The 13,080-nt window shown below is 63.0% G+C and carries 11 protein-coding genes; 7 read left to right on the plus strand and 4 right to left on the minus strand.

Annotation, left to right across the window (positions count from 1 at the left end):
- Positions 1 to 7 precede the first annotated feature (7 nt).
- Positions 8 to 592, plus strand: a complete 585-nt coding sequence (locus tag VIM95_RS14035) for a YggT family protein (RefSeq protein WP_331986683.1) — start codon at positions 8 to 10, stop codon at positions 590 to 592.
- A gap of 4 nt (positions 593 to 596) precedes the next feature.
- Positions 597 to 884 (plus strand): DUF167 family protein, encoded by a 288-nt coding sequence (locus VIM95_RS14040; RefSeq protein WP_331986685.1) that lies wholly within the window; start codon positions 597 to 599, stop codon positions 882 to 884.
- Here VIM95_RS14040 and VIM95_RS14045 read toward each other — a convergent pair.
- Positions 881 to 1,276 carry a RidA family protein gene (locus tag VIM95_RS14045; RefSeq protein ID WP_331986687.1) on the minus strand — a complete coding sequence of 132 codons (396 nt, stop codon included), beginning with the start codon at positions 1,274 to 1,276 and terminating at the stop codon, positions 881 to 883. The two genes, VIM95_RS14040 and VIM95_RS14045, sit on opposite strands and share 4 nt — an antisense overlap.
- Before the next feature lie 17 nt (positions 1,277 to 1,293).
- Positions 1,294 to 1,752 (minus strand): FxsA family protein, encoded by a 459-nt coding sequence (locus tag VIM95_RS14050; RefSeq protein WP_331986689.1) that lies wholly within the window; start codon positions 1,750 to 1,752, stop codon positions 1,294 to 1,296.
- Here VIM95_RS14050 and cutA point away from each other — a divergent pair.
- Genes cutA through VIM95_RS14065 form a run of 3 tightly spaced genes read left to right on the plus strand, consistent with a single transcriptional unit; the run spans position 1,751 to position 4,423 of the window.
- The gene (gene cutA, locus VIM95_RS14055; RefSeq protein ID WP_331986691.1) at positions 1,751 to 2,089 is read left to right on the plus strand and encodes a divalent-cation tolerance protein CutA; all 339 of its coding nucleotides are present in this window, start codon (positions 1,751 to 1,753) and stop codon (positions 2,087 to 2,089) included. The two genes, VIM95_RS14050 and cutA, sit on opposite strands and share 2 nt — an antisense overlap.
- The gene (gene dsbD, locus VIM95_RS14060) at positions 2,086 to 3,861 is read left to right on the plus strand and encodes a protein-disulfide reductase DsbD (RefSeq protein WP_331986693.1); all 1,776 of its coding nucleotides are present in this window, start codon (positions 2,086 to 2,088) and stop codon (positions 3,859 to 3,861) included. The genes cutA and dsbD overlap by 4 nt, the downstream gene beginning before the upstream one ends.
- Positions 3,862 to 3,868: 7 nt before the next feature.
- Positions 3,869 to 4,423: a TlpA disulfide reductase family protein gene (locus VIM95_RS14065; RefSeq protein WP_331986696.1), complete on the plus strand. Its 555-nt coding sequence runs from the start codon at positions 3,869 to 3,871 to the stop codon at positions 4,421 to 4,423.
- 88 nt (positions 4,424 to 4,511) lie between these two features.
- Here VIM95_RS14065 and purL read toward each other — a convergent pair whose 3' ends face one another.
- Together purL and VIM95_RS14075 are read right to left on the minus strand one after the other, a co-directional pair.
- Positions 4,512 to 8,465, minus strand: a complete 3,954-nt coding sequence (gene purL, locus VIM95_RS14070) for a phosphoribosylformylglycinamidine synthase (RefSeq protein WP_331986699.1) — start codon at positions 8,463 to 8,465, stop codon at positions 4,512 to 4,514.
- Between the two features lie 158 nt (positions 8,466 to 8,623).
- A complete protein-coding gene (locus tag VIM95_RS14075; protein WP_331986702.1) occupies positions 8,624 to 10,111 on the minus strand; it encodes a hypothetical protein in 1,488 nt (495 codons plus the stop codon).
- Positions 10,112 to 10,335: 224 nt separating this feature from the next.
- Here VIM95_RS14075 and VIM95_RS14080 point away from each other — a divergent pair, with 224 nt between their 5' ends.
- Positions 10,336 to 11,940: an ABC-F family ATPase gene (locus VIM95_RS14080; RefSeq protein WP_331986706.1), complete on the plus strand. Its 1,605-nt coding sequence runs from the start codon at positions 10,336 to 10,338 to the stop codon at positions 11,938 to 11,940.
- 356 nt (positions 11,941 to 12,296) lie between these two features.
- A complete protein-coding gene (locus tag VIM95_RS14085; RefSeq protein WP_331986708.1) occupies positions 12,297 to 13,037 on the plus strand; it encodes a beta-ketoacyl-ACP reductase in 741 nt (246 codons plus the stop codon).
- Positions 13,038 to 13,080: the final 43 nt, after the last annotated feature.

Below are 13,080 nucleotides of genomic sequence, written 5' to 3' on the forward strand. Positions count from 1 at the left end.
CCCTCTTATGCTGCAAGAAGCGCTGGCCTTTCTGGTACGCAATCTCGCCAGCTTTTTCATCCTGAATCTGCTGTTGCGCTTCTATCTGCAGGTGGTGCGCGCACCGTTCGGCCATCCGTTGGCGCAATTCACCGTCAAGCTGACCAACTTCTTGGTGCAGCCGGTGCGGCGTATCGTGCCCAGCGTGGGCAGCTACGACACCGCCACCATCCTGCTGGCCTGGCTGGGTGCATTGCTGATGCACCTGATCTTGCTGATGCTCACCCCGCTGCCCTTGGTGTTGGCCAGCCCCAATACCGTGTTCGGCCTGATGGGTCTGGCCCTGCTTGAGGTGATGAAGCTGTCCCTTTATCTGCTGTTCGGCGCGGTGCTGGTGCAGGCGGTACTGAGCTGGGTCCATTCGTACAACCCACTGACTCCCCTCTTGGACAAGCTGACGCGCCCCTATCTCGGGCCTATCCGCCGATTGTTGCCCAATCTGGGCGGGATAGATCTCAGTCCGCTGGTGTTGATCCTGCTGTTGCAGATGATCCAGCTCTTTGTGCTGGCTCCGATCGAGCAGCAGATCTTGCGCTTTATCCTCCTGGGCTGAGGCAATGAGCGATTGGGCACGGCGGGAGGGGGATGACTGGGTCCTGTCGCTTTACCTGCAGCCCGGCGCCAAGGTCACTGAGCCGGCAGGCCTGCATGATGGTGCGCTCAAGCTGCGGCTCAATGCCCCGCCGGTGGAGGGTAAGGCGAACAAGGCGCTGATCGCCTGGTTGGCCGATTGGTTTGGCGTGCCGCGTAATCGCGTGCTGCTGGAGAAGGGAGAGCTATCCCGCCACAAACGCGTTCGCGTGTGTGGCAGTCTTCGCTCTCCGGAGGGTTTGCTGGCGGGCTAGGCGCCGATTACGGCGTTGAGATTCATGGTTAGCCGCGCGCCAGCCTTGGGCAGGTCCTGTACACCGATCACGGTGCGCGCCGGCCGGTGCTCGCCCATGGCTTTGATATAGGCCTCATTCATGGCCGGGAAGTCCGCCACATCCTTGAGAAACACATTCACATGCAGCACATGGCTGAGGTCAGCGCCGACCGAGGCCAGCATGACCTTGAAGTTGGCAATGATCTGCAGGGTCTGTGCATAGGCGTCCGGCCCGGCCAACTGGCCCGTGGCCGGATCGACGCCGGCGGTGCCCGATACATTGATAAAGGGTCCTGCTTTGGCAACGTGGCTGTACGGCCCGATCGGTTCCGGTGTACCGGGTGGGGTCAGGGTCTGGCGGGTATAGTCCATCTGCAGTCCATGCTTGATCAATGGGTGGGGCCTTGCGGATCGCTGCTGCCGGCGGGCAGGCCGGGGGCATCGTCGACGCGGTTGAATTCGCCTTCGTAGACGCCATGTTCCTGTTGAGGTGCTGCCTCGGTGCCAAAGCGCAGCTTGCCGCCACCGGGCCAGGGCAGGATCAGGATCAGGCCGAGCACGTCGCTGATCGGGCCGGGAAAGATAAACAGCAGCGCTGCGACCAAGGTGCGGGCCACCCAAAACAGGCGGCCCAGCGGCACTTCACCGCTACGCAGGCTGTCTACCAAGGCCCAGGCGGTGGCAAAGCGCCAGCTCTTGAGGATGCCGATGCCCACCAGGGCACTGGCGAACAGCCAGAAGACCAGCCACCAGCCTATGTACTGCGCCAGCCAGATCGAGGCGAGCAGCTCAAGCAACGGCAGGCTGAGCAGTAGAAGGCCGAACCAGGGAAGAAGTCTACGCAACATGACTGAAAAATATTCCGTGTTAGTGGTACTGTGCAACGCCCCCGACGAGGGGACTGCAAAAATGCTGGCCAGCGCGCTGATCGAGCGTGAGCTGGCTGCCTGTGTGAACCTGCTTGCCCCGGCCAGCTCCTGCTATCGCTGGCAAGGGACGCTTGAAACCACGACCGAGATACCCATGCTCATCAAGACGACCGCCGCGCGTTATGCGGCGCTGGAAGCCGTGCTGCACGAGTTGCACCCCTACGACCTGCCCGAGATCATCGCCTTGCCGGTAGCTGCCGGCCTGCCAGCCTACCTGGGCTGGGTTCAGGATGCGACTGGAGGCCCGTCGGCATGAAGTCCTTCGTCTCCTATCTGCTTGCAGGGTTCCTCAGCGTATCGGCCTTTGCGGCGGCCGACCCGGATGAATTGCTGCCGGCCACCGAAGCTTTCAAGCCCTCCGTGACCCGTAGCAGCGAAAAAACTGCCACGGTGAAGTTCGAGATCGCCGATCGCTACTACCTCTACCGCGACCAGTTCAAGTTCTCCCTGCAACCGGGCAACGGTGCGCTCAAGGCCGACTTCCCGGCTGGCAAGAAAAAGCACGACGACTACTTCGGCGAGGTGGAAACCTACCGCCATGGGGTCGAAATTCCGCTCAGCAGCGACACCGCCTTCCCGGCTGGTGCCAAGATCAAGGTGGTGTCGCAGGGTTGTGCCGACGCCGGCGTCTGCTACCCACCTGAAACCATCGAACTGGCCTTGGCTGACGCGACACCCGCCGCCGCTTCTGCACCAGTACCTGCCGCTGCTGTCGCTCCGGTTGCCGATGCCGGCGATGGTGCAGGCCTCTTCAAGCAGGGTAGCCTGTTCGCCTTGCTGGCATTCTTCTTTGTCGCTGGTTTGGGCCTCGCGTTCACTGCCTGCATGTATCCGCTGATCCCCATCGTCTCCGGCATCGTGGTGGGGCAGGGCGGTGGTGTGAGCAAGGGCCGTGGCTTCGCGCTGAGCCTTGTCTATGTGCAGGGCATGGCGCTGACCTATGCGCTGGCCGGTGTGGCGGCCGCGCTCTCGGGTACCTTGCTGTCGGCTGCCCTGCAGAACCCCTGGGTGCTGAGCGTCTTTGCGCTGTTCTTCGTGCTCATGGCGCTGTCCATGTTCGGCCTCTTTGAGTTGCAACTGCCGGGCGCCCTGCAATCCAAGCTCAACGACGCCTCCAACAAGCTGCCGGGTGGACGCTGGGTACCGGTCTTTGTGATGGGCGCCTTGTCGGCGCTGATCGTCGGCCCCTGCGTGGCACCGCCCCTGGCTGCGGCACTGGGCTATATCGGTGCCAGCGGCGACGTGCTGCGGGGCGGCCTGGCGCTCTACGCCATGGCGCTGGGCATCGGCTTGCCGCTGGTCGTGGTCGGTACTGTCGGCGGCCATGTGCTGCCCAAGGCCGGCCCTTGGATGGGCGTGGTCAAGAATGTCTTTGGCAGCCTGATGCTGGCCGTGGCCCTGTGGATTGCCAGCCCGGTGCTGCCTGCCTGGCTCTATATGCTGGGTTGGGCCGTACTGGCTATCGGTGCCGGTGTGGCGCTGTCGGCGCTCGATACCCTGCCGCCACACGTCAAGCCTGGCAAGCGCCTGGCCAAGGCACTGGGTGTGCTGCTGGCCCTCTTGGGCGTGGCGCAGCTGGCCGGCCTCTTGGCCGGTGGGCGTGACCCGCTGCAACCGCTCAAACCTTTTGCTGGTGGCGGTCAGGCTGGCGTAGTCGCTGAGCACAAGCTGGCATTCCAGCCGGTCGCCAGCGCCGCGGAGCTGGATGCGGCCATCGCCGCCGCCGGTGGCAAGCCGGTAATGCTGGATTTCTACGCTGACTGGTGTGTCAGCTGCCGCGAGATGGAGCGCTTCACCTTCAGCGATGCCAAGGTCCAGCAGCAGCTGGCTGGCCTGGTGCTGCTCAAGGCCGACGTGACCGCCAATACCGCGGAGCACAAAGCGCTGCTCAAGCGCTTTGGCCTGTTCGGCCCGCCGGGTACCATCTTCTTTGGCCAAGGCGGTGCAGAGGTGGGTAGCCGGCTGATCGGCTTTGAAGAGCCGGAAGCCTTCCTGCAACGGCTGGCTCGCCTGACGGCGACGAGATAGGAACGTCATGAACAAGACCTTGGTCTACGGTGGTGCTGCCGTTCTCGCCTTGGCGCTCGGTGTGGGCTCTGCCTTGCTGTGGAAGGGGCGCACTCATGCCGAGCCTGTCGATGTACCCCCGCCCCCCGCAGTTGCCGCTGCGGCACCTGGCCTCTGGCAGTCGAGCTTTGCCGACCTGCAGGGCAAGCCACAGGCTTTTCAGCAGTGGCGCGGCAAGCCGCTGGTGGTGAATTTCTGGGCCACCTGGTGCGCTCCCTGCCGGGAAGAGATCCCTGAGTTCATCGCCACCCAGCATGCGCATGGTGACAAGGTGCGCTTCGTCGGCCTGGCGATCGACAACCCCAAGGACGTTGCCAAGTTCGTGGCCGAGTTCAAGATCGACTACCCGGTGCTGACCGGCGAGCAGGAAGCGCTTGAATTAATGCGTACCGAAGGCAACCGGTTGGGCGCACTCCCTTTCACGCTGATCTATGACGCCCAGGGCAACAAGGTGGCGACCCATGCCGGCCGGCTGGATCAGGCCAAGCTGGACAACTACCTCAAGCCATTGCTGGCCAAATAGGTCGTGCAGATCAGATAGCGCTGGCTGTTGTCGGCGTCTGAAAACAAAAAGGCCCGCATTGCGCGGGCCTTTTTGTTTTTGCCGAGGATTAACCCAGCGACTTGCGGGCGTTGCGGAACATGCGCATCCAACCGCTATCCTCACCCCAGTGCTCCGGGTGCCAGCTCATGGTCACCGAGCGGAAGGTCCGCTCCGGGTGCGGCATCATGATGCTGAAGCGGCCGTCGGCGGTGGTGACGCCGGCAATACCATCAGGCGAGCCGTTCGGGTTCAGCGGGTAGACCTCGGTCGGCAGGCCGCGGTCGTCGATATAGCGCAGGGCGGTCAGCACGTTCTTGCGCTGCGCATCCTGGGCAAATACCGCGCGACCTTCGCCGTGCGAGACCACCACCGGCATCTTGGAGCCGGCCATGTCGGCAAAGAACAGGCTGGGGTTCTGGGTGACTTCGGCCATTACCAGGCGCGCCTCGAACTGCTCGGAGGCGTTGCGACGGAACTTCGGCCAGGCCTGCGCACCGGGAATGATCTCGGACAGATTGGACATCATCTGGCAGCCATTGCAGACGCCCAGGGCAAAGGTCTCGGTGCGCTGGAAGAAGCGCGAGAACTCGTCGCGGCCGCGGCTGTTGAACAGGATGGACTTGGCCCAGCCTTCGCCGGCACCCAGCACGTCGCCGTAGCTGAAGCCACCGCAGGCCGCGAAGCCCTGGAAGTCTGCCAGCGAGATACGGCCGCTCAGGATGTCGGACATATGCACGTCCAGCGCGGTAAAGCCGGCGCGGTCGAAGGCGGCGGCCATTTCGACCTGGCCGTTGACGCCCTGCTCGCGCAGGATGGCGATACGTGGACGGGCACCCTTGGCGATATACGGTGCGGCCACATCCTCGGCCGGATCGAAGGTCAGCTCGGCAAACAGGCCGCGCTGCTTCTGGTTCAGCTGGTTGTATTCGCTGTCGGCACCGGCCGGGTTGTCGCGCAGGCGCTGCATCTGGTAACTGGTCTGCGACCAGGCCTTCTGCAGGTCGGTACGGGTCTCGTTCAGCACCAGGCGGTTGCGCTTCTTGATCTTCAGGCGGTCGTCGTCATTGAGCGAGCCAATCACATGCAGCTGGCTGCGGATGCCGGCGGCGAAGAAGGCGGCCATGACGGCATTGGTATCGCTCCGGCGTACTTGCAGTACCACGCCCAGCTCTTCGTTGAACAGCACGCCCATCAGGCGGCCGTTCTCGGCGCGGGCGACCGATTCCGGATTGATCTCGCCGTACTCGCGCTCATTGCGGCGGCGCTCAATGCACAGCTCGTCCACGTCCAGAGTCACACCCACGCGGCCGGCGAACATCATCTCGGCCAGGGTGACCAGAAGGCCGCCGTCGCTGCGGTCGTGGTAGGCCAGCAACTTGCCTTGGGCATTGAGCTGCTGCACGACGCTAAAGAAGCTGGCCAGCGCCTCGGGGTTCTCGAGGTCGGGCATATGGCTGCCGACCTGCTTGTAGACCTGGGCCAGGGCAGAGCCGGACAGGCGGCACTTGCCGTTGCCGAGGTCGATCAGGATCAGGTCGGTATCGCCCTGGTCGGTCCTGAGCTGTGGGGTCAGGGTCCGGCGTACATCGGTGACCGGCGCAAAGGCCGAAACGATCAGGGACAGCGGCGCGACCACGGACTTGTTCTGGCCTTGCTCCTGCCAGACCGTCTTCATGGAGAGACTGTCCTTGCCGACCGGGATGCTGACGCCCAGTGCAATGCTGAGGTCGCGTACCGCTTCGACGGTGTCGAACAAGGCAGCGTCCTCGCCCGGGTGGCCGGCGGCAGCCATCCAGTTGGCCGACAGCTTCACGTCGCCGAGCTTGGCGATCGGCGCGGCGGCCAGGTTGGTCAGCGCTTCACCCACGGCCATGCGGCCGGAGGCCGGACCAGAGATCAGGGCCAGCGGGGTACGCTCGCCCATGGACATGGCTTCACCCAGATAGGTCTCAAAGCCCATGGCGGTGACGGCCACATCGGCGACCGGTACCTGCCAGGGGCCGACCATCTGGTCGCGTACGGTCATGCCGCCGACCGAGCGGTCGCCGATGGTGATCAAGAAGCTCTTGTCGGCCACGGCCGGCAGGCGCAGTACGCGGTAGATGGCATCGTGCAGGTCCAGCGAGCTGGAATCGAACACCGGCAGCTCGGGCGCCAGGCGCTGCACGTCACGGGTCATCTTGGGCGGCTTGCCCAGGAGCACGTCCATGGGCATGTCGACCGGTTTGTTGCCGAAGTGGGTGTCGGCCAGCTCCAGCTGTTGCTCCAGGGTGGCGGTACCGACCACGGCAAAGGGGCAACGCTCGCGCTCGGCGATGGCCTTGAAGGCATCGAGATCCTGGGCGGCAATCGCCAGCACATAGCGTTCTTGCGATTCGTTACACCAGATCTGCAGGGGCGACATGCCCTTTTCTTCGATCTGGATATCGCGCAGGCCAAAACGGGCACCGCGGCTGGCGCCGTGCACCAGCTCGGGCAGGGCGTTAGACAGGCCGCCTGCGCCCACGTCATGGATGCTGAGGATGGGGTTCTTGTCGCCCAGCTGCCAGCAGCGGTCGATGACTTCCTGGGCACGCCGTTCGATCTCGGGGTTGCCACGCTGTACCGAGTCGAAGTCGAGGTCGGCAGCATTGGCGCCGGTATCCATGGACGAGGCTGCGCCGCCGCCCAGGCCGATCAGCATGCCAGGTCCCCCGAGGACGATGATCAAGGCACCGGCCGGGATGTCGTGCTTGCCCACATGGTCGCCATCGATATTGCCCATGCCGCCAGCGATCATGATGGGCTTGTGGTAGCCGCGCATCTCGCCGAGGTGGCTTTCCTCGAAGGTACGGAAGTAGCCGGCCAGGTTGGGACGACCGAATTCATTGTTGAAGGCGGCACCGCCGATCGGGCCATCCAGCATGATCTGCAGGGCGGAGACGATGCGGCCGGGCTTGCCATATTCCAGCTGGGTGTCTGAATAGACTTCCCAGGGCTGTTTGAAACCGGGGATATTGAGGTTGGAGACGGTAAAGCCGGTCAGGCCAGCCTTGGGGCGCGAACCACGGCCGGTAGCGCCTTCGTCGCGGATCTCGCCGCCTGCACCGGTCGATGCGCCGGCGAAGGGCGAGATGGCGGTCGGGTGGTTGTGCGTCTCCACCTTCATCAGAATATGGGTGGGGCGGGCGGTGTAGCGGTACTCCTGGCTGCCCGGTTGCGGGTAGAAGCGCAGGATGCCGGCACCCTCGATCACCGAGGAGTTGTCCGAATAGGCCACCACGGTACCTTCCGGATGGGCCTTGTGGGTGTCGCGGATCATGCCGAACAGCGACTTGGCCTGGGCCTCGCCGTCGATCACGAAGTCGGCATTGAAGATCTTGTGGCGGCAGTGCTCGGAATTGGCCTGCGCGAACATCATCAATTCGATGTCGTTGGGGTTGCGGCCGAGCTTCTTGAAGTTCTCGACCAGGTAGTCGATCTCATCGGCGGATAGCGCCAAGCCCATATCGCGGTTGGCGGTTTCCAGCGCAGGGCGACCACCACCCAATACATCCACGCTGGCGAGCGGCAGTGGAGCAATGTGCTGGAACAGGGCGGCGATACCGTCAAAATCGGTCCAGACCGTCTCAGTCATACGGTCATGCACCTGCGCCTTGAGCTTGTCGAGCTCGCCGGCGTTGAGCTGGCGGCCGGCGTAGATGGCCACGCCACGTTCGATCCGCGCGACCTTGCTCAGACCGCACAGCTTGAGAATGTCGGTGGCCTTGGAGGACCAGGGTGAGATCGTCCCCACGCGTGGTGTCACCAGCAGCATGCTGCCTTGGCCGGCACCATCCTTGGAGGGGTGGTCGTCGGCGAGGATCTTGCCGAGCTTGGCTTCCTCGTCCGCCGTCAGGGGCGCTTCGAGTTCGAGGAAGTGCCAGAATTCGGCATAGGGCTGGAGGTCGCTGACGCCGCCATCCTTCAGGCCTTGGACCAGTTTTTCTAGACGGAAGGCGGAGAGTGCAACTCCGCCGCGCAGCTTGATCAGGATGGGCATGAGCAAAAACCGTACGCGTTTACGGGGAAGAGGCCCGTAATTTTAGCGTAAAGGTCACATCCTTGCTCTGCCGGTTTACCGCAGACTGTGGGTAAGTGCGGATTTCAGCGGGAAAAACCGCCCGATTTACATCCGGAAGGGGCCGTAGCCCCTGGTCCCTAATGTTTGCCGTGCACGCTGAAGCCACTGACTACGTATTCGGGTAGCGCCTCTAGCAAGGGGCCTAGCGTGATGCTGAAGCGTTTGGGGCCGGCTATCAGCAGGTATTCGCGGCCGGTCTCGTAGTCTTCGGCTGGCAAGAGCAGCATGCGCCCGTGCGGCGAATCGGCACAATACAGCGCAGCCACCGCCAGCTCGCCATCCTGCAGGCTGACCGCCACCGGTTGGGTGGCCAGTCGCTCGGCGCCAACCTTGACCTGGCCCTCGCGGCTCTTGTGCAGGCGGCGTACCACGGCCAGCTGGATGTGGCTGTCCTCGCGGAAGGCCAGGAGCTCGCCGATGGCCAGCTTGTCGTCGAACTGGGCCTTGTAGTGGGCGCCCAGGCCGCTGGCGCTCTCGTCCGCCATATTCCAGGGCTCCCAATCCTTCTCGCTGCCGGCTAGCGCCCGGGCGATGCGCGCCAGGCCGATTGCGGTGGCGGCGGTTTTTTCGCGATGCCGTCGTTCGTTCCGGCGGGAGCGGGCCTGGCCGGTACGGGAGTAGACCATGGCCAGGTCCTGCAGCAGGCGTGCCAGATTGTCCTGTTCCTGCTGGTTGCAGCAGGGGTCGAAGCTTGCTGGCAGGCTGCCGCGTGCGGCGGCATGGGAGAGTTCGTTCAGCGAAGCCGACAGGGGCTCGGTATCGAGGTAGCGATAGCGCTCGCCAACCATATTGCGGCGCAGCTTGGTTGGGGGCTTGGGTTCGTCCAGATTGACCGCGAACACCTGGTCGCGCGGCCGTATCACCTTCTCCAGGCTGACCTGGGCCACCCAGTCGCGCAGTTGACGGTCGATCAGCCAGATATCCTCAATCCGCCGCCGTTCCGGTTCGGCAAGCTTGAGCAGGAGGGCATGGCGGTAAAGCTGGCTGACGCTGGTTGCCGGTTGGCCCATATAGGGGGGGATGGTTTTCTGCGCAAAGCCGGCCGCTTCGGCGATCTGATACAAGCGATTGAGGCTGCGCCATAGCCGCGGTTCGGCCTCGAAATAGCGCAGGTAGGCCCATTTGGCCTGTTCGGCGTAATAGTTGATGGCGCGCAGGGTGATCAGTTCGGCGTCGTTGGCAAAGCGGGGGGAGGGGGCCTGCGCATGCTGCTTGAGGCAAAGCTTGTAGGCCGAGGCCAGCTCGCGCCAGCAGGCCAGGACGCTGGGCAGTACCTGGCGGGCGGAGAGGCCTTCGACCTGTTCCTCGCCACGAAATACCCGGATCAGGATGGCGGCGAGTGGACGGGCCTTGTCGTCGAAGCCCTGGACGGCGCGGTAACGCTCCTTGAGGCCGATGCGCGGATTGCGGTTCAGCGCGGCCAATGCCTTGATGATCTCGGTCAGGACCGCCAGGCTCTCGTTGCGCGGCAGGTCGATCAGCAATTGGGTGGCTGAAGGGCCTTGGCCTTCTTCCTCACGGGCGCGACGCATCAGCGCGTCGATCAGGCCTTTGAAATCAAACATGTCCGCTTAACTGTTTATTGTTGGTTGAGTGCTACCGGTCCGCCGCTTGTGTGCCTGCGCGCCGAGGGGCGCTTTCCAGAGGCTTTGTACGGGGATGGGCGGGCTTTGGTCCGGCAGCATGGCCCACTGTGCTAAAATTACGCAATTTTGCCGCACCGCGCCATGCGCGGATTTTTATTTTTGTGACGGGCGCGCCACAGCGCACCCGGCAGGAGTCCCTCAAGGTGATCAACACCGCCAATATCACGATGCAGTTCGGCGCCAAGCCGCTGTTCGAAAAAGTCTCGGTCAAGTTCGGTGGTGGCAACCGCTACGGTCTGATCGGCGCCAACGGTTCGGGCAAGTCCACCTTCATGAAGATATTGGGTGGCGACCTCGAACCCACTGCCGGCAACGTCAGTCTCGATCCGGGCGTGCGCCTCGGCAAGCTGCGTCAGGACCAATTCGCCTATGAAGACCAGCGCGTGATCGACGTGGTGCTGCAAGGTCATGGTGAGTTGTGGGCGACCATGCATGAGAAGGACAGCATCTACGCCAATCCGGAGGCGACCGAAGACGACTATATGCGGGCGGCCGACCTGGAGGTGAAGTTTGGCGAGATGGGTGGCTACGATGCCGAAGCCCGTGCCGGCTCCCTGTTGTTGGGCGCGGGCATCCCCACCGAGCAGCACTTTGGCCTGATGAGCGAAGTGGCCCCAGGCTGGAAGCTGCGGGTGCTGCTGGCACAGGCGCTGTTCAGCGATCCGGACGTGCTGCTGCTGGATGAGCCGACCAACAACCTGGATATCAATACCATCCGCTGGCTGGAGCACACGCTGAACGAGCGTAACTCCACCATGATCATCATCTCGCACGACCGGCACTTCCTGAACCAGGTCTGCACCCATATGGCCGACCTGGACTACAACACCATCCAGATCTACCCCGGCAACTACGACGACTACATGCTGGCCAGCACACAGGCGCGCGAGCGTGCGCTGGGCGCCAATGCCAAGGCCAAGGAACGGATTGCCGAACTGCAGGTGTTTGCCGCCCGTTTCTCGGCCAACAAGTCCAAGGCTCGTCAGGCCACCAGCCGCCTCAAGCTTGCCGACAAGCTCAAGGAAGGCATGATCGAGGTCAAGCCGTCCTCGCGCCAGAACCCCTACGTGCGCTTCGAGTTTGACGACAAGCTCAAGCTGCATCGCCAAGCCTTCGAGGCGACTCACCTGTCCAAGTCCTTCGACAAGCCGCTGATCCAGGGCCTGGATCTGATCTTCGAAGCTGGCCAGAAACTGGCGGTGATCGGTGGTAACGGTGTGGGTAAGTCCACTCTGATGAAGATGCTGGTCGGCGTGCTCAAGCCCGATGCCGGTTCGGTCAAGTGGGCCGAGAAGGCGGAGGTGGGTTACTTTGCCCAGGACCATGAAGAAGACTTCGAGAGTGGCGAGACCCTGTTTGACTGGATGAAGCAATGGTCCCGTCCAGGCGACGACGACCAGGTCATCCGTGGCATCCTTGGCCGCCTCCTGTTCAGCGGCGACGATGTGAAGAAGTCGGTCAAGGTGCTGTCCGGCGGCGAAAAGGGTCGCATGCTGTATGGCAAGCTGATCCTGCAGCAGCCCAATGTGCTGGTGATGGATGAGCCGACCAACCATATGGATATGGAGTCCATCGAGTCGCTGAACCTGGCGCTGGAACTCTTCAAGGGCACCCTGATTTTCGTCTCGCACGACCGTCAGTTCGTGTCCTCGCTGGCTACCCAGGTGCTGGAGCTCAAGGGGGACGGCAGCTACCTGCACTATGTGGGCGGCTACGAGGACTACCTGGCCAGCCAGGGTTTGGAATAAGAAACGCTCATCTGGAGCGGTGACGGTTATGAAGGCCGGGGCTGACTGTTGCATTTCCAAAACAGGATGCACAGTCCGCCATAAAAGCGTCATTTAGAGTTGCCACTCTAGAACCTCCGTACTATCATGCGCGCACATCTTCAGTGCGCCCATGAACCAAAATCGGGCAATCAAGCCGGTGCCAAGCACCGTCATTCGAGCCGCCGCAAGGGCCGCTCAACCGGATAAAGACAAAGAAGAAGTATGGAGCAGACAGAACGCAGTGCCCCGCGAGGGGTGCTGCGTTTCCCCTTGTTTGTTCGAATAATGCGTGGGTCGCCAGTGATGCGGCGCCTGGACTGAAAGGGAGTTGAATCATGCGTTTGTCGGGGAAAGTGACCATCGTGACCGGAGCGGCCAGCGGCATAGGCGAGGCTACCGCGGTACGGTTCGGCAAGGAGGGTGCGCGCGTCGTGGTCTGTGACGTCAACGCCGCCGGTATTGATGCCGTGGTTGGCGAAATCACCGCTGCCGGCGGTGAGGCGGTCGGCTATGTCGTCAATGTCACGGACAAGGCGCAGATCGCCGCCATGGTGGCGGGCGTCAAGGCCCAGTGGGGGCGCATCGACGTGCTGGTGAACAATGCCGGCATCGTGGCCGACGCCCAGCTCTCCAAGATGACCGACGAGCAGTTCGACCGGGTTATCGACATCAACCTCAAGGGTGTCTACAACTGCGCCAAGGCCGTGGTCGACATCATGACCGAGCAGGGTTCGGGCGTGATCCTCAACGCCTCTTCGGTGGTGGGGCTCTATGGCAACTTCGGCCAGACCAACTATGCCGCCGCCAAGTTCGGCGTGATCGGTTTCACCAAGACCTGGGCCAAGGAGCTCGGCAAGAAGGGTATCCGTTCCAATGCGGTCTGCCCCGGTTTCGTGGCCACGCCCATCCTCCAGCAGATGCCGGAAAAGGTGATCCAGGCCATGGAAGAGCGCGTCCCCATGCGTCGCCTGGCACAGCCGGAAGAGATTGCCGCGGTCTACCTGTTCCTGGCCAGCGACGACGCCAGCTATATCAATGGCGCAGTGCTGTCGGTGGATGGCGGGCTGGTGATCTAAGCCAGCTGAAGGCTATGCTGCAGGCAAATAAAAAACCCGTCTC

It is taken from the genome of Chitinimonas sp. (assembly GCF_036568685.1).
Lineage (GTDB): Bacteria > Pseudomonadota > Gammaproteobacteria > Burkholderiales > Chitinimonadaceae > Chitinimonas.

Coding starts and splice junctions, on each gene's coding strand:
- VIM95_RS14075 (WP_331986702.1), bottom strand. CDS start 10,111: ATGTTTGATTTCAAAGGCCTGATCGACGCGCTGATGCGTCGCGCCCGT.
- VIM95_RS14085 (WP_331986708.1), top strand. CDS start 12,297: ATGCGTTTGTCGGGGAAAGTGACCATCGTGACCGGAGCGGCCAGCGGC.
- VIM95_RS14040 (WP_331986685.1), top strand. CDS start 597: ATGAGCGATTGGGCACGGCGGGAGGGGGATGACTGGGTCCTGTCGCTT.
- VIM95_RS14065 (WP_331986696.1), top strand. CDS start 3,869: ATGAACAAGACCTTGGTCTACGGTGGTGCTGCCGTTCTCGCCTTGGCG.
- VIM95_RS14045 (WP_331986687.1), bottom strand. CDS start 1,276: ATGGACTATACCCGCCAGACCCTGACCCCACCCGGTACACCGGAACCG.
- dsbD (WP_331986693.1), top strand. CDS start 2,086: ATGAAGTCCTTCGTCTCCTATCTGCTTGCAGGGTTCCTCAGCGTATCG.
- VIM95_RS14035 (WP_331986683.1), top strand. CDS start 8: ATGCTGCAAGAAGCGCTGGCCTTTCTGGTACGCAATCTCGCCAGCTTT.
- cutA (WP_331986691.1), top strand. CDS start 1,751: ATGACTGAAAAATATTCCGTGTTAGTGGTACTGTGCAACGCCCCCGAC.
- VIM95_RS14050 (WP_331986689.1), bottom strand. CDS start 1,752: ATGTTGCGTAGACTTCTTCCCTGGTTCGGCCTTCTACTGCTCAGCCTG.
- purL (WP_331986699.1), bottom strand. CDS start 8,465: ATGCCCATCCTGATCAAGCTGCGCGGCGGAGTTGCACTCTCCGCCTTC.